At 62.0% G+C, this 20,725-nt stretch carries 15 protein-coding genes and 2 tRNA genes; 8 read left to right on the plus strand and 9 right to left on the minus strand.

Annotated elements, in window-relative coordinates:
* Positions 1-75: 75 nt before the first annotated feature.
* The 3 genes from GH665_RS10860 to GH665_RS10870 are packed head-to-tail and all read left to right on the plus strand — an operon-like array spanning position 76 to position 1,713.
* Positions 76-606 (plus strand): septation protein A, encoded by a 531-nt coding sequence (locus GH665_RS10860; protein ID WP_120348631.1) that lies wholly within the window; start codon positions 76-78, stop codon positions 604-606.
* A 1-nt stretch (position 607) separates the two neighbouring features.
* On the plus strand, positions 608-922 hold the full coding sequence (locus tag GH665_RS10865; RefSeq protein ID WP_028196576.1) for a BolA family protein: 315 nt from the start codon (positions 608-610) through the stop codon (positions 920-922).
* A gap of 11 nt (positions 923-933) precedes the next feature.
* On the plus strand, positions 934-1,713 hold the full coding sequence (locus tag GH665_RS10870; RefSeq protein WP_153135867.1) for a peptidylprolyl isomerase: 780 nt from the start codon (positions 934-936) through the stop codon (positions 1,711-1,713).
* Positions 1,714-1,816: 103 nt separating this feature from the next.
* Here the strand turns inward: GH665_RS10870 and GH665_RS10875 are convergent, their stop codons facing one another.
* The 3 genes from GH665_RS10875 to purL all read right to left on the minus strand — a co-directional run bounded on the left by GH665_RS10875 (position 1,817) and on the right by purL (position 7,800).
* Positions 1,817-3,109, minus strand: coding sequence for a HipA domain-containing protein (locus GH665_RS10875; protein WP_153135868.1), 1,293 nt, complete (start codon positions 3,107-3,109; stop codon positions 1,817-1,819).
* Positions 3,099-3,386 (minus strand): helix-turn-helix domain-containing protein, encoded by a 288-nt coding sequence (locus GH665_RS10880; RefSeq protein WP_153135869.1) that lies wholly within the window; start codon positions 3,384-3,386, stop codon positions 3,099-3,101. The genes GH665_RS10875 and GH665_RS10880 overlap by 11 nt, the downstream gene beginning before the upstream one ends.
* Before the next feature lie 328 nt (positions 3,387-3,714).
* On the minus strand, positions 3,715-7,800 hold the full coding sequence (gene purL, locus GH665_RS10885) for a phosphoribosylformylglycinamidine synthase (protein WP_153135870.1): 4,086 nt from the start codon (positions 7,798-7,800) through the stop codon (positions 3,715-3,717).
* A gap of 338 nt (positions 7,801-8,138) precedes the next feature.
* Here purL and GH665_RS10890 point away from each other — a divergent pair, with 338 nt between their 5' ends.
* The 3 genes from GH665_RS10890 to pgi all read left to right on the plus strand — a co-directional run bounded on the left by GH665_RS10890 (position 8,139) and on the right by pgi (position 13,109).
* Entirely contained in the window at positions 8,139-9,446 is a 1,308-nt protein-coding gene (locus GH665_RS10890; protein ID WP_153135871.1) for an FAD-dependent oxidoreductase, read from the plus strand.
* A gap of 119 nt (positions 9,447-9,565) precedes the next feature.
* Entirely contained in the window at positions 9,566-11,191 is a 1,626-nt protein-coding gene (locus tag GH665_RS10895; RefSeq protein ID WP_153135872.1) for an NAD(P)H-hydrate dehydratase, read from the plus strand.
* Between the two features lie 295 nt (positions 11,192-11,486).
* Positions 11,487-13,109 (plus strand): glucose-6-phosphate isomerase, encoded by a 1,623-nt coding sequence (gene pgi / locus GH665_RS10900; protein WP_153135873.1) that lies wholly within the window; start codon positions 11,487-11,489, stop codon positions 13,107-13,109.
* Positions 13,110-13,187: 78 nt separating this feature from the next.
* Here the strand turns inward: pgi and GH665_RS10905 are convergent, their stop codons facing one another.
* The gene (locus GH665_RS10905) at positions 13,188-13,874 is read right to left on the minus strand and encodes an ABC transporter ATP-binding protein (RefSeq protein WP_028196584.1); all 687 of its coding nucleotides are present in this window, start codon (positions 13,872-13,874) and stop codon (positions 13,188-13,190) included.
* On the opposite strand from GH665_RS10905, the gene GH665_RS10910 reads away from it, so the two are divergent.
* Together GH665_RS10910 and GH665_RS10915 are read left to right on the plus strand one after the other, a co-directional pair.
* Entirely contained in the window at positions 13,873-14,577 is a 705-nt protein-coding gene (locus tag GH665_RS10910) for an arylesterase (protein WP_153135874.1), read from the plus strand. The two genes, GH665_RS10905 and GH665_RS10910, sit on opposite strands and share 2 nt — an antisense overlap.
* Positions 14,578-14,696: 119 nt before the next feature.
* On the plus strand, positions 14,697-15,038 hold the full coding sequence (locus tag GH665_RS10915) for a hypothetical protein (protein ID WP_153135875.1): 342 nt from the start codon (positions 14,697-14,699) through the stop codon (positions 15,036-15,038).
* A 155-nt stretch (positions 15,039-15,193) separates the two neighbouring features.
* Here the strand turns inward: GH665_RS10915 and GH665_RS10920 are convergent, their stop codons facing one another.
* The 5 genes from GH665_RS10920 to lon form a co-directional block, all read right to left on the minus strand.
* A complete protein-coding gene (locus tag GH665_RS10920) occupies positions 15,194-17,131 on the minus strand; it encodes a SurA N-terminal domain-containing protein (RefSeq protein WP_153135876.1) in 1,938 nt (645 codons plus the stop codon).
* An 87-nt stretch (positions 17,132-17,218) separates the two neighbouring features.
* Positions 17,219-17,295: transfer RNA gene (locus GH665_RS10925), tRNA-Asp, on the minus strand.
* 42 nt (positions 17,296-17,337) lie between these two features.
* Positions 17,338-17,413, minus strand: a tRNA-Val gene (locus GH665_RS10930).
* Between the two features lie 62 nt (positions 17,414-17,475).
* Positions 17,476-17,748, minus strand: a complete 273-nt coding sequence (locus tag GH665_RS10935) for an HU family DNA-binding protein (protein ID WP_007585907.1) — start codon at positions 17,746-17,748, stop codon at positions 17,476-17,478.
* Positions 17,749-18,115: 367 nt separating this feature from the next.
* A complete protein-coding gene (lon, locus tag GH665_RS10940; protein WP_153135877.1) occupies positions 18,116-20,542 on the minus strand; it encodes an endopeptidase La in 2,427 nt (808 codons plus the stop codon).
* Positions 20,543-20,725: the final 183 nt, after the last annotated feature.

Below are 20,725 nucleotides of genomic sequence, written 5' to 3' on the forward strand. Positions count from 1 at the left end.
CGCAGTCCCTGCCACCGGGCGCCCCGCGCCGCGTCCCCGTTTCTTCGACCCACTCTCCGTATTCCCGACCAGATAATGAAATTCCTGTTCGATCTGTTCCCGATCATCCTGTTTTTCGTCACCTTCAAGATATGGGGCATTTTCACGGCGACGGCAGTGGCGATCGTTGCCACGCTGGTGCAGATCGCGTGGGTGGCCTTCCGCCACCGCAAGGTCGATCCGATGCTGTGGGTGAGCCTGGGCGTCGTCACCGTATTCGGCGGCGCCACGCTCGTGCTGCACAACGACACCTTTATCAAATGGAAGCCGACCGTGCTGTACTGGGCGTTTTCGGTCGCGCTGATCGTCTCGCAACTGGCCTTCAACAAGAACCTGATCGAAGCGATGATGGGCAAGCAGATCACGCTGCCGCACGCGATCTGGGGCAAGCTGAATATCGTCTGGGCGATTTTCTTCGTGCTGCTGGGCCTGGTGAATCTGTTCGTCGCGTACAACTACACGACCGACCAGTGGGTCAATTTCAAGCTGTTCGGCGCAACTGGATGCCTGGTGGTATTCATCGTCGGACAGAGTTTGTGGCTGTCGAAGTACATGAAGGAAGAATGACATGACGAGCGATGTGTTCATGCACGCCACCACCGCCGAGCGCGCCGCGCTGATCGAGGCGCGCCTCACCGCGGCGCTCGCGCCGGTCGCCTCGATCCAGATCACGGACGACAGCGCGCAGCACGCAGGCCATGCCGGCGCGTCTGCCGGCGGTCATTTTACTGTCACGATCGTGGCCGCCGCATTTGCCGGTAAGGCCCGCGTGGCGCGGCATCGCATGGTGTATGATGCGCTGGCCGATGCCATGCAGCGCGGCATTCACGCCCTTGCAATCACGGCGTATACGCCCGAAGAATTCGCTTTGTTGCCCCGCTAGGAAAATTTCTGATGACCTTGAAGAAAACCCACCTTTGGGTATTGCTGGCTGCCTTTGCGGCCGCACCTGCATTTGCACAGAACATCGCTGTCGTGAACGGCACGCCGATTCCGAAATCGCGCGCCGACGCGCTGGTCGATCAACTGGTTCATCAAGGCCAGCAAAACACGCCGCAACTGCAAATGGCCGTGCGCGAAGAACTGGTGAACCGTGAAATCCTGATGCAGGAAGCGCTGCGCCGCGGCCTGCCGAATCGGCCGGACATCAAGGCACAAATCGCCGTCGCGCAACAAACCGTCGTGCTGCGCGCGCTGATCGAAGACTTCGTGAAGAACAACACGCCGACCGACGCCGAAGTCACGGCGCGCTACAACGCGCTGGTCAAGGACGCGGGCGGCAAGGAATACCACCTGCACCACATCCTCGTGGACAACGAACAGCAAGCCAAGGATCTGATCGCCAAGATCAAGGGCGGCGCGAGCTTCGAAGACCTCGCCAAGCAATACTCGAAGGACCCGGGATCGGGCAAGAATGGCGGCGACCTGGACTGGTCGGACCCGAAGGCCTACGTGCCTGAATTCGCGGACGCGGCCACGCATCTGCAGAAGGGCCAGATGACCGACACGCCGGTGCATACGCAATTCGGCTGGCACATCATCCGTGTCGACGACATCCGCGATGTCACGCCGCCGCCGCTCGAACAGGTGCGTCCGCAGATCGTGCAGCAGATCCAGCAGGAAAAGCTGCAGGCGTTCGAAGAAGGTCTGCGTAAGAACGCGAAGATCCAGTAAGCGTTTCTGGCTTGCTGCTTCAGAGCAAAAAAACCGCCCTCGGGCGGTTTTTTTGTTTCTGCGGATTTCATGTGGGATTGCCTGCCCCTCGAGGGCACCGATATCAGTTTCGCAAAGCTCTGCTCATCTCCGCGAGCGGCATTGCAGCAATCGAGTCGAGCAGCCGGACTTCGCCGGCATTGGGCTGCGCAATCTCGTCGATCGCGCGCCGGGTGTCCGCTACCCTGGCGTCGACGATAGCGAGCATCTCATCGAGCAATTTTTCCGAGCCTTTTGACTGAAGGCCAAGCGCTTCGCCGAATGCCAGCATGTTCTTTCTGGAAATGTCCACAAACTGGGTGGCCTCTCCAACAGGCATGGTCAGGTCGCAGTGCGGCCAACGGTCCCGCTGATTCGGCTGGTAGGTCGGCGTATGGTAGACGACCGTGCTGACCAGATCGTAAAACGGCGCCAGCATGTAGCCTCGAGCATTGACGAAAAACGAGAGGTTTTTGAGGTGGGAATCGGCGTTGCCGATTAACACGTTGAAGACCGCCCATCGAAACACATCAAGACGTGCCTTTGCCCGTGTGCCGGTTGTTTCGATAGCATCCCTGAGTATCTGTGCCGTCGCGTTCTGATATTTGAAATGGCGATCGTAGTTCAACAATTGCATTGCGTCGACCGTATGCAGGCGTCGAACCGGCTCTGCCGCCATATCGCGATCGAAACGGTCGATAACATAGCAGGCCGAGGGCACGCGCATGAAATGCGTAGGCGGCACGCACACGCCCATCGCTTGCGCCAGGCGCATGCAGAAAAATTCGTTGATCGCCGAATGCGGATAGCCTGTGCTTCGCATGTCAGGCTTGAGCAGATGCATGGACGGCTCATTCCCCACGGGTTCAGAAAGCTCGTAATTCGGCGCGTCACCCTGCAAGGACAGCAGCAGTTTTTGTTGGGCACCCGCCGCGGACATGCGTTTGGGTGCGGTCGTGCTGAGTGCACGCTCCGGCATGGCCTGAATGCGAGCCTCCAGTTCCGCGTACGACAAGGGCTGCAAACCGGCGGATGCCTCGCGCTCGCCCTCGGCGAGAAGCGTCAAGGCTCCTGCCGACTCCCGTCCGTAGTATGCAAGCAGCCCCCACGCATCGCTCGCATTGACTTTGGCTTCACGAGCAAGCGCCGTGCGCATTTCCTCTTCAGGCAAAAGATTGTCGAAGAACCATTGCACCGGCCTCTGGCTCGACCCGTCGACGAAAGGCCCGGCGTGTAGAGGAAAAGCGGGTGAAAGCGCGAATGCGTCTTCGCGGCCCAGCCAGTCCTCATCGTAGGTAAATGACCAGATACCGCTGTCATCACTCACGACACCGACGCGCCAGCCATTTGCGTAGGCGACGAGCGTTCTAGCTGCCATGAGCCGCTCGTCTGCGCTTGGGGGCCTTGGCGGCCAGGGCCGGAGGAATATCGACGGAAACCTGCGCGCGCAGCGTTATGCCCAGTTCGCCAAGAAGGTGGAGCACCTTGCCGATCTGGGCGGTCGGCTTACCCGCCTCGATGTGTGTAATGAATTTTGGAGACAGGCCGGTGGCGATGGCGACGTCGTCGCGCGTCAGCCCTTGTGCGAGCCTTGATGCCCGCACAAGATCGCCCAACTCCGTCATGCCGCTGATGTAAACCTCAGACTGACGCATTCTCTACCCCACCCGTTCGTACCCGCTCGGGAACATTATGCCAGAGATAGATTCAGGAGCCCAAATTCGTACCCGACCGGGTACGAATTCTCGAATTGAAAAGCGCTATAGCTATTTCGTACCCGAGCGGATACGAGCGACACCAAACCTGCAAGTATCACGCTCTTTCGTACCCGATCGGATACGAAGAACACGAACTGAACGTCGCCAATCTAATGGCAGCAACGCGGCGCTCCTGCACAGAAGCCGCCCGCTGCCAGCTTACTGCAGCCGCCGTACCGGCAGACCGCCACGCACGGATAACGCGGCGATCTGCATTACAACGCTATTAGCCCAGCCAGCGGCGAGCGTTCTGGAACACGCGCAGCCAAGGGCTTGCGTCCGTAGTGCCGTCGCCCCAGCCTTCCGGATGCCAGCTCATCTGCACCGCACGATGCACGCGCTCGGTGTGCGGCATCAGCACCGTAAAGCGGCCATCCGGCGTTGTAACCGAGGTGATGCCGTCCGGCGAACCGTTCGGGTTGAACGGATACTGTTCCGTTGCCTGACCACGGTGATCGACGAAGCGCATCGACACGTCTACCTTCGACGCATCGCCTTGCTGTGAGAAGTCCGCGTAACCCTCGCCGTGCGCGATCGCCACTGGAATGCGCGAGCCTTCCATGCCGGCAAAGAAGATCGACGGCGAAGCCTGCACTTCGACCAGCGAGAAGCGCGCTTCGAATTTCTCCGACTTGTTGCGCGTGAACTTCGGCCACGCTTCGGCGCCCGGAATCATCGACGCGAGGCTGCTCATCATCTGGCAGCCGTTGCAGATGCCCAGCGCAAACGTGTCTTCGCGGCCAAAGAACGCGGCAAACATATCGGCCAGTTGCGAATTGAAGCGGATCGCCTTCGCCCAGCCTTCACCGGCACCCAGCGTGTCGCCGTACGAGAAACCACCGCACGCCACCGCGCCGGCGAAATCCGCCAGATTGGCGCGGCCGGCCAGCAGGTCACTCATGTGCACGTCGTGCGCGTCGAAACCGGCGCGATCGAATGCATAGGCCGTTTCGAGATGCGAGTTCACGCCCTGCTCACGCAGGATTGCGACACGCGGACGGGCGCTCTTGCCAATGAACGGCGCAGCAACGTCTTGTGACGGATCGAACGTGAGAACCGGCGAGATGCCTGGATCAGCAGCGTCGGAAAGCGCGTCGTATTCGGCATCGGCGCAAGCCGGGTTGTCGCGCAGACGCGAAATACGCCAGCTCACTTCGCTCCACGCGCGATGCAATTCGGTACGCGGTGCTTCGTAGATCTTCTTGGCGTCGCGATAGATTTCGATCGTGTCGCGTTCATTGGTCTTGCCGATCACGTGCGAGCATGCCGACAGACCGTGTTCACGCAACGCGCCCAGCACCGCGTCGCGGTCTGTCGCACGCACCTGAATCACGGCGCCGAGTTCCTCGTTGAAGAGCGCGCGGATCGTGCGGTCTTCACGACGGCCGCTGGTCTGCTTCGCCCAGTCTTTCGCGTCGCCGTAATCGGATTCGTGGTTCGGATCGAGCACCAGCATATCGACGTTCAGCGACACGCCGACGTGACCCGCAAACGCCATTTCGCACACCGTTGCCCACAGGCCGCCGTCCGAGCGGTCGTGGTACGCAAGCAGCTTGCCGTCGCTATTGAGCGACTGGATCGCCGTGAAGAAACGCTTGAGATCTTCCGGATCGTCGACGTCGGGCACCGTATCGCCGACCTGCTGCGTAACTTGCGCGAGGATACTGCCGCCCAGACGATGCTTGGCGCGGCCAAGGTCGATCGCGATCAGCACGGAGTCGCCCACCTCATTCGCGCGGCGCAGTTGCGGCGTGAGGTGGCGGCGCACGTCTTCGACCGGCGCGAACGCCGAGATGATCAGCGAAACCGGCGCGACCACTTCCTTCGCCACGCCACGGTCTTCCCACTTGGTGCGCATGGACAGCGAATCCTTGCCAACCGGAATGCTGATGCCGAGCGCCGGGCACAGCTCCATGCCGATCGCCTTGACCGTGTCGTACAGTGCGGCGTCTTCGCCCGCTGCGCCGCATGCGGCCATCCAGTTCGCCGACAGCTTGAGCTTATCGAGCGACGCGATCGGCGCCGCCGCGATATTGGTCACCGCCTCGCCGACCGCCATGCGACCCGACGCCGGCGCGTCGATCACGGCGAGCGGCGTGCGCTCGGCCATGGTCATCGCTTCGCCGCGGAAACCCGCGTAATCCATGGTCGTGATGGCGACGTCGGCTACCGGCACCTGCCACGGGCCGACCATCTGGTCACGCGCGGTCGTGCCGCCCACCGAGCGGTCGCCGATCGTGATCAGGAACGACTTGCTGGCAACCGTGGGGTGACGCAGCACGCTCACCGCGACTTCCGGCAACGCGATGCCGGTGACATCCACCGGTTCGAGCTTCTGTTCGACGCGCTTCACGTCGCGATGCATGCGCGGCGCCTTGCCGAGCAGCACTTCCATCGGCATGTCGACCGGTTCGTGCGCGGCGTCGCCGCTCGCTTGCGAATCGATCACCTTCAACTGACGTTCGGCCGTGGCCGTGCCGACCACCGCGAACGGGCAACGCTCGCGCTCGCACATGGCTTTGAAGGCCGGCAGATCGGCCGGCGCAATCGCCAGAACATAACGCTCCTGCGCCTCGTTCGACCAGATTTCGCGCGGCGACAAACCGCTCTCTTCCAGCTGGATCTTGCGCAGGTCGAAGATCGCGCCCTTGCTCGCACCATCCACGACTTCCGGGAACGCGTTCGACAAACCGCCCGCGCCCACGTCGTGAATGCTCAGGATCGGATTCTTCTCGCCGAGTTGCCAGCACGCGTTGATCACTTCCTGCGCGCGGCGCTCGATTTCCGGATTGCCGCGCTGGACCGAGTCGAAATCGAGTTCGGCCGTGTTGGTGCCGGTCGCCATCGAGCTGGCGGCGCCGCCGCCCATGCCGATGCGCATACCCGGACCGCCGATCTGGATCAGCAGCGAGCCTTCCGGCAGATCGTGCTTATGCGTGTGTTGATCGGAGATATTGCCGATGCCGCCGGCGATCATGATCGGCTTGTGATAACCGCGCACCAGACCCGCGACGTTCTGCTCATAAGCGCGGAAATAGCCGCCCAGATTCGGACGGCCGAATTCGTTGTTGAACGCGGCGCCGCCGAGCGGCCCGTCGATCATGATTTGCAACGGCGACGCGATACGGTCAGGACGGCCGTACGCTTCGAACTTGTCGTCCGGGTTCCGGTGCGCCAGCGGCTGCGAGGCGTCGCGCGCGTTTTCCCAGGCTTCCACGCCGTCCGGCAATTCCAGATTCGACACCGTAAAGCCCGCCAGACCCGCCTTCGGACGCGCACCGCGACCGGTCGCGCCTTCGTCGCGGATTTCGCCGCCCGCGCCGGTCGAGGCGCCCGGGAACGGTGAGATCGCGGTGGGGTGATTGTGCGTTTCCACCTTCATCAAGGTGTGTGTCAGTTCGACGCCGCGGCGATAGTGTTCGGGCAATTCGTTCGCGCCGAGCTCAGCCGGCGTGCGCGGGAACCAGCGCTCGGCCATGCCGCCCGCCATGATCGCCGAGTTATCCGAATACGCGACGATCGTGCCCTGCGGGTTCAGCTTCTCCGTATTGCGGATCATGTTGAACAGCGAGATGTCCTGCTTCTCGCCGTCGATCGTCCAGTCCGCGTTGAAGATCTTGTGACGGCAATGTTCGCTGTTGGCTTGCGCGAACATCATCAGTTCGACGTCGGTCGGGTTGCGGCCGAGTTTCGTGAAGGCGTCGACCAGGTAGTCGATTTCGTCGTCGGCGAGCGCGAGGCCCAGTTCGGTGTTCGCCGCTTCCAGCGCGCCACGGCCGTTGTTCAGCACGTCGACGGTTTGCAGCGGCTTGGCCGGCAGTTCGTCGAACAGATGCAACGCATGGTCGCGCGAGGGCGACATGCTTTCGGTCATGCGGTCGTGCAACGCCGCGGCGACGGCCGCGCGGGCCTCATCTGAAAGCGCTTTCTTGCCGCCCAGCAGACCGCTTTTCAGGGTGACCGTGTATTCGACACCGCGTTCGATGCGGCGCACCTGCGTCAAGCCGCAGAGGTGGGCAATATCGGTTGCCTTGCTGGCCCACGGCGACACGGTGCCGAAACGCGGCACCACGAGGAAAGTTTCAGCCGTGCCGCGCTCTTTGGTTTCTTCGAGCGGATCGCCGTAGTGCATCAGCGCTTCGATCTTCGCGTTGTCTTCCGCGGACAGCGGGGTTTGCGCGTTGACGAAGTGCAGATACTGCCCGCGCACGCCGGTGATGTTGGCGTCGATGCGCGTGAGCGTTTCGAGCAGGCGGGTTTGACGGAAATCGGAAAGGGCCGAAGCGCCGGGGAAACACGAGAAGTGGGCCATGGACTTGACGTTGCGTCGCTAATGATGCCGATGAGTGATGCCGATGAGTCGCGCGTGCAGGCGACGTGAGGCGCAAAGGAAGTCCGAGATTATACCCCGGGAACGGGCTTCCGACGGGCTTCGCACCAGGGTTTTGGTGGGGTTTGCGCGGTGGATCGGGCGGGCCGTGGCGGCGCTTGAGCGTAGCGCTCGCGTGGCAGAGCCATCCGTTTGACTGCTATCATTCGGCCTTTCACCAGATCGGCGCGAGCGGCCTGAGCAATGCCGGGCAGCGCGCCGCATGCCACGCTTAACGGGAACGCGGCGTTTCGGCGTCCCGCCGGCAAATCGAATCAGATATGGATGTCATCGTCATTGGCGGCGGGATTGTGGGCGTCGCCACCGCTTATCAACTGCGCGCGGCCGGCCACCGGGTATGCGTCGTCGAGCGCCACGCAACGGTCGCGCAAGGCGCGACCTATGGGCACGGCGGCACCGTGCTGCCGACCCCGCTCGACGTCTGGTTCGGCCCGACTTTCATGGCGAGCCGCCAGGGCGCCAAAAACGGCGTGATCAGCAAGGCCGGCTTTAATGGGCCGGCACGCCAGTTCGTCAAACAACTGGCCGCCTTGCAGGAGCCCGAGGCGTTCAGCCGCCAGTACGCGCACCTGCGTCCGCTGATCGAAGCCTCGCGCGAGGCCATGGCCGATATCGAAGCGCGCTTCGGCCTGGAATTCGAACAGGCCAGCGGCCTGCTCTATCTGGTGCGTTCCGAGCAGGAATGGCAGCAGACCCAGACGGCGCTCGATCTGCTGCGCCAATACGAAGTCCCGCACCACGTGCTGACGCCGGCCGAATGCGCCGCGTTCGAGCATTCGGTACGGACCGAGCCGGAATTCGCCGGCGGCGTGCTGTTCGACCACGAGCGCACGGCCAACTGCCCGCTTTTCGCCAAACTGATCAAGCAAACGCTCGATACGCAAGGCGGCGTGCAATTCATGCTGGGCTGCGAAGTCTCGGCGATCCGGCTCGAAGGCCAGCGCGCCGCGGTGGAGCTGGCGCCACGGCCCGGCGCCGGTTCTGCCACCGCACGTTCACGCGAAGTCGACGTGATCAACGCCGACGCAATCGTCGTCGCCGCGGGTTACGGCAGCCTGCCGCTGCTCGAACGCCTCGGGCTGCGGCTGCCGCTGCATCCGTTGCGCCTGCATAACCTCGTGGCGCCCATTGCGCATGAGGAATGCGCACCGCATGTCGCGATTGTGGATGCGGTCAAGCGGATTACGGTCAGCCGCATGAATCATCGCCTGCGGGTTGCGGGCGGCGCGGTGTTGCAAAGCGCTGCGCAGATCGACAAGCCGCTGGGCGAGGCGCTCACGAAAGAAGCGCTGGCGTTGCTGGGCCAGGCGACGCACGACTGGATCCCGGGCGCTGCGCGAATCTCCGCCGCCCTGCCGTGGGAAGGCGTAAAACTGCTGTCGCCGGACGGCTTGCCGGTGATCGGCAACGCGCTTCATCCGCGCCTGTTCGTGAATGCCGGTCATGGGCCTGCCGGTTGGGGCCTGGCATGCGGAGCGGGCAAACTGGTCGCCGACCTGATCTCGGGCAACACCCCCGAGGTCCCCGCCGACACCCTGGCGGCGCTGCGCGCGGACCGCTTCCAGTAAGGCGGGCCCGCTCAGCAGCGGGTCCTCGCCAACACGGCGCGCGTCAGACACCTATCGGCACTACCATAGTGGCTCCTCAAGCTTCGTCGCCTTGTCCAAGGTGAACTTCACGCCCCGCCATGACCGCGTCCGAATCCACGCTTGCGATCTTAATCAGCCCGCGCAACCGGGCCTTGCCGCTGCTCACGCTAACCGACCTGCGAATCCTTGAAAGCCAGGCCGCGGCGGCGCTGCCTGAGCACACGCTGATGTCCCGTGCCGGCAAAGCCGCCGCGAGCTACCTGCAGGAACAGATCAGCCGCGATACCTCGATCGAAAAATCGAAGCACAAGGTATGGATCGTGGCCGGCCCGGGCAACAACGGCGGCGACGCCTTGATCATGGCCGCGGAACTCCACCAGGCCGGCATCGCCGTCGACCTGTGCATGCCGCTTGAAGTCAAACCGGACGACGCCCGCTGGGCGCTCGACACAGCCCGCACCGCGGGCGTCGCCATCACTGCGGCGCTGCCGGCCTCGCTGGAAAGCTTCACGTGGCTGGTGGACGGCATGTTCGGGATCGGCCTGACCCGCCCTCTGGAAGGCATCTTTGCGGGCATCGCCCGTCAACTGTCGCAACGTACCAAGGCAAAGCGGGCAAGAGGCGGCGTCCTCGCGCTCGACACACCCAGCGGTCTCGATAGCGATACCGGCACGGTGGTCGGCGAGCCGCGGGATCAGGACAAGGGCGGTAACGAAGGCTCCAGCGATGCTTGCGCGGTACACGCCACCCACACGATCACCTTCATTGGCGCGAAACCCGGCCTTTTCACCGCGCAGGGACGCGATCTCGCCGGCCGGGTGACAGTGGCGCCGATCGGCGTCGACAGTAGCGCTCGCACGGCCGTGCAACTCAACGCACCCGATCTGTTCGCCGCCTTCCTGCCGCCCCGCGACTTCGCCACCAACAAGGGTACGTTCGGCAGTCTCGCCGTGGTCGGCGGCGACACCGGCATGTGCGGCGCGCCGATCCTCGCCGCGCGCGCGGCGCTTTATACCGGCGCGGGCAAAGTGCACGTCGCGTTGCTGGGCGACGGCGCCCCGCCCTACGATCCGCCCCATCCCGAACTGATGCTGCATGCGATCGACACGCTGCCGCTCGACAGGATGGACGCACTCGCCATCGGCTGCGGCATGGGTCAGCGCGATCGGGCCACACATGTCATGCACGACGTGCTGCCGCTCGACGTGCCTAAACTGTTCGACGCCGACGCGCTCAATCTGATTTCCGCCGACCCGTCGCTCGCCGCCGAAGTCACCGCGCGCGGCGTCCAAGGCGACCCGTGCGTACTGACTCCGCATCCACTCGAAGCCGCGCGCCTGCTCGGCACCGACGCGCCGGGCGTGCAACGCGACCGCCTCGCCGCCGCGCGCGCACTGGCCGCGCGCTTTGCCGCCGTGATCGTGCTGAAAGGCACGGGCACCGTGATCGCCGCGCCGGACGGCCGCGTCGCAATCAATCCGACCGGCAATGCCGCACTGGCGACGGGCGGCACGGGTGATGTGCTCGGCGGCATTATCGGCGCGTTGCTCGCCCAGCATCTGCCGCGCTACGAAGCCGCGCTGGCGGGCGTCTATCTGCACGGCCTCGCCGCCGACACATTGAGTGCACAAGGCCACGGCCCAGCGGGTTTGACGGCGGGCGAACTCGCCCCGATGGTGCGGACGTTGCTAAACCGGATGTTCTATCCGGCGGCCGCTGAATAAACCCACCCGTCCCACAGTTTGCGTCGAGCGCCCCAACCACAGCCGAACCGCTGCCACCCCGCTGTCACCTGTCACGCAACGCCGCTATACTGATTAACTGCGCCGCACGTCGGGTCATCGCGGGCTGCAGCGAAACTTCGGTGGGCCGACTCGATTACGAGCCAGGCTCGCGAAGCTTCACGGCAACCCATCGCGAACCCGGCCGCGCGGCATCGCTCTAACAGCATCGTTGCTTCATCCTCGGCAGCGCTTCACGCGCGCGCCATTCTTCGTGCCCCTTCGTTAGACGGACGCTATGACGCAGAACTCGCTCCCCTCCTGGTCCTCGCTGCAAACGCATTACGAGAAGATTCGCGATGCGCACATGCGCGACTGGTTCGCCCCCGCGAACGATCCCGCCCCTACCCGTGCTGAGCGCTTTGCGTTCGCGGGCGGCGGTCTCGCGGCCGATTTCTCGAAGAACCGCATCACCGACGAAACCCTGAAACTGCTGGTGCAACTCGCGCGCGAAGCCGGCGTCGAGAAACGCCGCGACGCGATGTTCGCGGGCGAAATCGTCAACCCGACCGAAGGCCGCGCCGCCTTGCATACCGCGCTGCGCGCCACCGATCCGAAAGCGCCGTTCCATGCTGAAATTCAGGCCGAACGCGCGAAGATGGCCGCGTTCGCCGACCAGGTGCGCAGCGGCGAGTGGACCGGCTATACGGGCAAGCGGATTCGCTACGTCGTGAATATCGGCATCGGCGGCTCGGACCTTGGGCCGAAGATGGTCGTGCACGCGCTGCATCATCTGGCCACGCCGGAGATCACCACGCACTTCGTGTCGAATGTGGACGGTGCGGATCTGTACAACGTGATGCAGATGATCGATCCGGAAGAAACGCTCGCGATCATCGTCTCCAAGACCTTCACCACGCTCGAAACGATGACCAACGCGCGCTCGCTGCGCGACTGGTTCATCGAGAAAGGCTGCCCGGAAAGCGCGCTGGCGAAGCACTTCGTCGGCGTGTCGGCGAACCCGGCCGAGGTGGTCAAGTTCGGCATCGCGAAAGAGAATGTGTTCGAGATGTGGGACTGGGTCGGCGGGCGTTACTCGCTGTGGTCGGCGGTGGGTCTTTCGATCATGATCGCGATCGGCCCGCAACAGTTCGACGAACTGCTGGCCGGCGCCAACGAGATGGACCAGCATTTCCGCGACGCGCCGCTCGAAAAGAACCTGCCCGTGCTGCTCGGCATGATCGGCATCTGGTATCGCAACTTCTTCGGCTCGCAAAGCTATCTGGTCGCGCCGTATTCGGAAGCGCTGCATTTCCTGCCCTCGTACCTGCAACAGCTCGAAATGGAAAGCAACGGCAAGTCGGCGCGCCTGGATGGCGCGATGGTCGACTATCCGACTGCCGCTGTGACCTGGGGTGAACCGGGCACGAACGGCCAGCATGCGTTCTTCCAGATGCTGCACCAGGGCCCGACGATCGTGCCGATCGACTTCGTCGCCGTATTGACGCCGGAGCATCCGCTCGTCAGTCATCATCCTAAGTTGCTGGCGAACTGCTTCGCGCAAAGCGAAGCGCTGATGCTCGGCCGCACGCTCGAAGAGGCGAAGAAGGTGGCCGGCGCGGACAAGCCTGAGCTCGCGCCGCATCTGGTGTTTCCGGGCAACCGTCCGACCACGACGCTGCTCGTCGACGCGCTCACCGCGCGTTCGCTCGGCGCATTGATCGCGCTGTACGAGCATAAGGTGCTGGTGCAGGCATCGGTATGGGACATCAATCCGTTCGATCAATGGGGCGTCGAGTTGGGCAAGATCCTCGGCAAGGTGGTCGAGGCGGATCTGACGTCGGCGAGCGTCGACGAGAAGAAGCATGATTCGTCGACCTCGGCATTGATCGCACGAGCGCGCGCTGCGTTGAAGCGCTGAAAGCTTGACGCGTTCAGAGCGTTGAAATAAAAAGCGGGCCTTTGCGGCCCGCTTTTTATTTATCGACACCCTGGCTGGTCAGGCCAGGCGCCCCGCCTCGATGGTCACCGTCGTATCGCAGCGACGCGCGAGTTCGACGTCGTGCGTGACAAGGATCAGTGTGGCGCCGTTCGCGCGGTTCATCTCGAACATCAAATCGATCACCGCGTGGCCGGTAGCGGCATCGAGACTGCCGGTCGGCTCGTCGGCGAACAGGATCGCCGGATGCGTGACGAAGGCGCGCGCCAGCGCGACCCGTTGCTGTTCACCGCCCGACAGCAGCTTGGGATAGTGTCCCGTGCGTTTGGCGAGCCCCACCTGCTCAAGCAAGCCGCGCGCACGTGCCGCAGCTTCACGCGTGCCGATGCCGCCTTGCAGCTCGAGCGGCAAGGTGACGTTCTCGAGCGCCGTCAAATGCGGCATCAATTGAAACGACTGGAACACGAAGCCGACCGAGCCGCTACGCAATGCAGCGCGCTCGTCTTCGTTCAGTTCGGTCAGTTCGCGACCGAGCAGCCGAACCGAGCCCGAACTCGCGCTGTCCAACCCTGCGAGCAAGCCGAGCAGCGTAGACTTGCCCGACCCGGATGCACCGACGATCGCCACACTGCTGCCGGCTTCGATAGCAAGATCGATGTCCTCGAGAATCGTCAGTTCGCCCGTTGCATCCTTAACCTTCTTGCACAAACCCCGCACTTCAATGACTGGATCAGTTTTGTTTAGCATGGTGAAGCGTAGGTTGAAAGTGCGCGCCGTAGCGCCTCGCGCGCCGGCGCTGACTACGGCATTCGGTTCGGCCGTGCTGGCCGCAACCCTGTTTTCGCTGCCCTTCCCAGCCTTTGCGGCCAACGCGCCGGAACAGGCCAGGCCGGTGATCGTCGTGCTCGGCGACAGCATCTCCGCCGAATATGGCTTGCCCCGTGACACTGGCTGGGTTGCCTTGATGCGCCAGCGTCTCACCGACGAGCGAATCGATTATAGCGTTGCCAACGCGAGCATCAGCGGCGACACCACGAGCGGCGGCCGGGCCCGCTTGCCGGCGCTCCTGCAGCGGCTCAAGCCGAGCATCGTGATCGTCGAACTTGGCGCCAACGATGCCTTGCGCGGCGTGCCGCTCGCCACTACCGAAGACAATCTGCGTACGATCATCGAGCAGGCCCAACAAAGCCACGCGAAGGTCGTGCTGGTCGGCATGTATGTGCCACCCAATTACGGCCCCGACTACACGCAAAAGTTCCATGGCCTGTACGGCGAACTCTCGAAGCAATTGCGAGTGCCGTTAGTACCTTTCCTGCTCGCCGGCATCGCCGACAAACCGGACATGTTCCAGGCGGATCAGATCCATCCCACGCAGCAGGCACAGCCAATGCTACTCAACAACGTGTGGCCGGCTGTCAAGCCACTCCTTCGCACAAGTTCGCCGCACTGAAAAGCTCGCTAACAACTTGTTTCCGGTAATTGGGGAACGCGGATCGGCAAGGTCGTTCTGACACTTTAGTAATCCCGCGTAACCCGGCTCGATTTCTGAGCGACTTCTGAGGAGATAACGTGAAATATTTACCGTTAATCGCTTTGACCGTGGCAATTTCTGCATGCGCCGCTCAACCGCCTGCGGGCGTTCAATCCGTCGGCCAAAGCCAGCAACCACCGAAGGCCGTCGCTACCTGCATCGCGCAAAAGTGGGCTGATAGCTCGCAGCAGCAAGTGGTATCGCAGGACACGCTGGCGAACGATCAGGCGGTGGACGTCTACGTGCCGGGTCAGCAGCCGCCTAACGGCGCGGCCGCCGTGGTACGGCCGTCCTACACCGGGCCGGGTTCATGGGTCGGGTTCCGTTCCAATGGCGCCGCGGGCAGCGACGCCACCAGTTCGATCAGCGCTTGCCTCTAAGCTGAAGGCGATTGACTGCATAGCAAGCCGCGTTCGTTCGCGAGCAAACTGTTTGACGGGTTTGCATGCGTCAAATAAAAAAGCCCCGCAATCTGCGGGGCTTTTTTTGTGCGGCGCGGCTTTACCTGCTTGCGCGCAGCGGATGAAATCGAGCTTTAGTCACCGTTCGCCTGGGCATTGCTGCTGTCGAGCGAGCCATAGAACTTCACCTTCGAACGGGCACGCAGCGCTTCGACATACGCCTCAGCTTCAGACTGAGCGTCCACTTGCGCAATCTGTTGCTGCGCAGCAGCCAAACGCTGCGGATCGATCGGAGCACCCGCAACAACTGCGTTCACGCGATAGATCGCATAGCCGTCGTCACCCAGGTCCACACCGACGTAGGCAGGTAATTTTTGCGCGTCTGCCTTGTAGATTGCACTCAATGCGGCCGGCGGCACGCCCTGAGCGTCGTTGCGCGAAACCTTCAGCGGCGACGAGAAACCTGCCGTGGACTTCGACTTGTCGAACTCAGCCAGCTTCGCGATGCCATCCTTGTGAGCGGCCTCGTTCGACTGAGCCGCAATTACCTTTTGCCGTACTGCATCCTTGATGGCGTCGAGCGCCGGCACGGCTGCGGCCTTGTAGTCGGCCACACGCGCTGCGATCAGTGTGTTACCGCCGACGTCGATCGCCTGCGTATTGTTGCGCGCGGTAACTGCATCGTTTGCGAAGACAGCAGCCAGGAACTTCGGATTGTTCAACGGGCTGTCAGGCGGCAACTTCGGATCCGGCTGCGGCGTTACCGTGGCCGTTTGCAGTTGCAGCTTGTACTTGTCGGCGGCCGGCTGCAGGCTCTTCGCCTTCTCGTACACGATCGACGTGAAGCCTTCCGAATCGTCGCTGAATGCCTTGCTTGCCAGTTGCTTCTTCAGGTCTTGGGCGATCTGATCTTTCACTTCGTCGAACGGCTTGGTGACGGCCGGCTTCACGTCCGTGACCTTGACGATGTGATAGCCGAAGTCGGTCTGCACGATGCCGCTGATTTCGTCTTTCTTGAGACCGAACACGGCGTCGTCGAATGCCTGGCCACCGGCGATCATGCCGCGGCCGAAGTAACCCAGATCACCGCCCTTCGACGCCGAACCCGGATCCTGCGAATCCTGTTGCGCGATCTGCGCGAACTGATCAGGATGCGCCTTGACCTGTGCGAGCACCTCTTCGGCCTTCTGCTTCGCCTTGGCCTTGTCAGCCGCGCTCGCATCTTTCGGCGCCGAGATCAGGATGTGACTCGCCCGCACCTGACCGTCCGTGCGGTAGTGCGCGATGTTGTCGTCGTAGTACTTTTTCAGATCAGCGTCGCTCGGCTGCACCGCGGCAGACAGCGTTGCCGGCGACATCACCAGGTACTGGATCGTAGCCGTAGCCGGCGTGGCGAAGTCGTTGCGATGCGCGTCGTAGTACGCCTGCAGTTGCGCAGCCGTCGGCTGGATCTTCGCGGCGTAGTCACGCGGATGGAACGCGATGCCCTGCACTTCGCGCTGCTGTTCGGCGAGCTCGGTCAAATGCTGTGCGAGGGTCTTCGACGTGAACGCGCTGCCTTGAATGCTGGCCGGCAGTTGCTGCGTGGCGAGACTGTAGCGCACACGTTCGTCGTATTGATCGGGCGTCATGCCCTGCATTGCAAGCAACTGCTTGTAGCGGTCGACGTCGATCGAGCCGTCAGGATTCTTCAGCGACGAAATCACCGGATCGTTCAGCAACACGCGGCGCACGGCGTCGTCGGATGCAGTCAGATGGAGGCGTTGCGTTTCATCGGCCAGCACACGTTGCTCGATCAGGCCGTCGAGCATTTCGCGACGGCGCTCAGGCGTATCGAACGACTTCATGTCGAACTGCGCGCCGAGCATCTGACGAGCGCGGTCAAGCTGCTGACGCATCGCGTCGTCATACTCTGCGCGCGTGATCTTATGACCGTTGACGCTGGCGACGTTTGCACTTTCGTCAAAGAAGCCGCGGAAACCTTGAATGCCCACAAAACCCAACCCCGGCACAATGACGAGGATGAGCATGAACATCATCAGGCGTTTGTGATTGCGGAAAAAATCGAGCATGCGTAAAGGAGTGCCAAAAACAGAACGCCCGATCTTACAACAGCGGGCAATAAAAAAGGCGAACCGGAGTTCGCCTTTCGAGGATACTGGCGGAGTGGACGGGACTCGAACCCGCGACCCCCGGCGTGACAGGCCGGTATTCTAACCGACTGAACTACCACTCCTTATACTTCGACTGCGCTGAAGCACTTAAACGAATCTGAAACTGGTGGGTGCTGAGAGGCTCGAACTCCCGACCTACGCCTTGTAAGGGCGCCGCTCTACCAACTGAGCTAAGCACCCGTTTCATGATTCAGTGCTTCTGCTTTTGCTGCCTGATCTGCATTCCTCACGCAGCAAGCCCATTAGTTTAGCGCATCCTTCAGAGCTTTGCCAGGCCTAAATTTAGGGACCTTCGCGGCCTTGATCTTGATCGCGGCACCGGTGCGCGGATTACGCCCCGTACGCGCGGTACGTTTGCCTACAGCGAACGTACCAAAACCGACCAAAGTCACGGAGCCGCCTTTCTTCAACGTACCTTTAACCCCACCGATCACCGCATCCAGTGCACGACCCGCCGCGGCCTTCGAAATATCCGCTTGCTGCGCAATGTGATCGATCAATTCCGTTTTATTCATTCCAACCCCCGAGAATGTTTATGGCAATCGTGACGGTGCTCTGCTGCACCTCGTTTAACGCGGCTGGCGCCCAGCGCCGAGCCGACTCATTAGAATTGGCCGAAACCCTTGTGTCAAGCGGGGTTGAGCCTGATTCGAGCGGCTCCGGAAGGGGTTTCTCATCACCATATCTTGCCGCCAATAGCCGCTTGCCCAGTCGTCGACAAATAAGAACGCTCTTTGCTCAAAAGATGGGATTGAGTGCATTCCAAAACGCGTGTGTCGTGCATCTTTTGATTCGCATCTTTCGACTTCTTGCCGGCAATAAAAAACCCGCGACCGAGGTCGCGGGTTTTTTACCAGCAAACAGCTGTCGCTGCGGGCTAACTCAGTGCTTCACGACTTCCGTCGCGCCTGCGTCCTTGCCCGGCTCAGCCGCAGCGACAGGCGCCGCCGGCTTTGGCTCTTCCTCTGGCAGTGCCTGAGGCACACGTTCGAGCGCCAACTCGAGCACCTTGTCGATCCACCGGACCGGCACGATTTCGATCGCGTTCTTCACGTTGTCCGGGATCTCCGTCAAGTCCTTGACGTTTTCTTCCGGAATCAGCACCAGCTTGATACCGCCGCGATGCGCCGCCAGCAGTTTTTCCTTCAGGCCACCGATCGGCAGAACTTCGCCACGCAACGTGATTTCGCCCGTCATCGCGACATCGGCACGAACCGGAATCCCGGTCAACACCGACACCAGCGCGGTGGTCATCGCGATACCGGCAGACGGACCGTCTTTCGGCGTCGCGCCTTCCGGCACGTGAATGTGAATGTCCTGCTTCTCGAACGCTTCGTCCTTGACACCCAGACGGCGCGAACGCGAGCGGACCACCGAGCGCGCAGCTTCGACGGATTCCTTCATCACGTCGCCGAGAGAACCCGTGCGGATCACATTGCCCTTGCCCGGCATCACCGCGGCTTCGATGGTCAGCAAATCGCCGCCCACTTCTGTCCACGCCAGACCCGTGACCTGACCGACCTGATTTTCCTTGGCGGCCAGACCGAAGTCGTACTTGCGCACGCCGAGGAAGGTGTCGATATTGCTACCGTCGACCTTCACCGCGCCTTCTGCCTTCTTCAGCAGAAGCATCTTCACGACCTTGCGGCAGATCTTCGAAATTTCACGCTCGAGCGAGCGAACGCCTGCTTCACGCGTGTAATAACGAATGATGTCGCGGATCGCGGTTTCCGTCACATCGACCTCGCCATCCTTGAGGCCGTTATTCTTCTTCTGCTTGGGCAAAAGATAACGTTGCGCGATGCTGACCTTCTCGTCTTCCGTGTAACCCGACAGACGGATCACTTCCATCCGGTCGAGCAACGGCGGCGGAATATTCAGCGAGTTCGACGTTGCCACGAACATCACGTCCGACAGATCGAAGTCGACTTCGACGTAGTGATCGGCGAACGTATGGTTCTGCTCCGGATCGAGCACTTCCAGCAGCGCCGAGGACGGATCGCCGCGGAAATCCTGGCCCATCTTGTCGACTTCGTCGAGCAGGAAGAGCGGATTGCGCACGCCGACCTTAGTCAAGCTTTGCAGAATCTTGCCGGGCATCGAACCGATATACGTACGACGGTGACCGCGAATCTCGGCTTCGTCGCGCACGCCACCGAGCGCCATACGCACGAACTTGCGGTTCGTCGCGCGAGCGATCGACTGACCCAGCGACGTCTTACCGACACCCGGAGGCCCAACGAGGCACAGGATCGGCGCTTTGACCTTGTCGACACGTTGCTGGACCGCGAGATACTCGAGAATGCGTTCCTTCACTTTCTCGAGACCGAAGTGGTCTTCGTCGAGCACGCGTTCTGCATTCGAGAGGTCGTTGTTGACCTTGCTCTTCTTGCGCCACGGCAAGCCGATCAGCGTGTCGATATAGTTGCGCACGACCGTTGCTTCAGCCGACATCGGCGACATCAGCTTGAGCTTCTTCAGCTCTGCGTCGGCCTTCTTCTTGGCCTCCTTCGGCATGCGGGCAGCCGTGATGCGCTTCTCGAGTTCCTCGAGATCCGCACCTTCTTCGCCTTCGCCCAATTCCTTCTGGATCGCTTTGACCTGTTCGTTCAGGTAGTACTCGCGCTGGCTCTTCTCCATCTGGCGCTTCACACGCCCACGGATGCGCTTTTCAACCTGCAGGATGTCGATCTCCGCTTCAAGTTGCGCGAGCAGATGCTCGAGACGCTCGATGACCGGGAACATCTCGAGGATGTGCTGCTTCTGGTCGAGCTTGAGCGGCAGATGCGCCGCGATCGTATCGGCCAGACGGCCAGCCTCGTCGATGCCCGACAGCGACGTCAGGATCTCCGGCGGGATCTTCTTGTTCAACTTCACATACTGGTCGAACTGCGACACGATCGCGCGGCGCAGCGCTTCAGTTTCAGCGCTGTCGGCGTGGTCGGGTTCGAGCGGCATGACTTCGCACGAAAACTGCGTTTCCTGCTCTTCGATGGAAAGCGTTTTCGCGCGCTGCAAGCCTTCGACGAGCACCTTAACGGTGCCGTCGGGCAGCTTCAGCATTTGCAGGATGTTGGCAATACACCCTACTTCGTACATGTCCTTTTCGGTCGGCTCATCTTTCGCAGCCGTTTTCTGGGCGACGAGCATGATGTGCTTACCGCCTTCCATCGCTGCTTCGAGAGCCTTGATCGACTTCGGGCGGCCTACGAAGAGCGGAATCACCATGTGCGGGAAGACGACTACGTCACGCAGCGGGAGCAGCGGGAGCGTAATGCGTTCCGGCGGAAGGAGTTGGGTTCCTGACATTTCATTTCCCCATGAGTGGAATCAGTTCGTTCGATAGGTGAGGCCAGCAGAAAAGATTGCAAGCCTCCGCGTGTGGGAAAAGTTCAGTGACTCCGAAGGTTCAGTGACTCCATAGTGAAAACAACAATCCTGACCACACGATAAACGAAAAAAGCCGTTCACGTTGCCATGAACGGCTTTTTT

It is taken from the genome of Paraburkholderia agricolaris (assembly GCF_009455635.1).
Taxonomy (GTDB): domain Bacteria; phylum Pseudomonadota; class Gammaproteobacteria; order Burkholderiales; family Burkholderiaceae; genus Paraburkholderia; species Paraburkholderia agricolaris.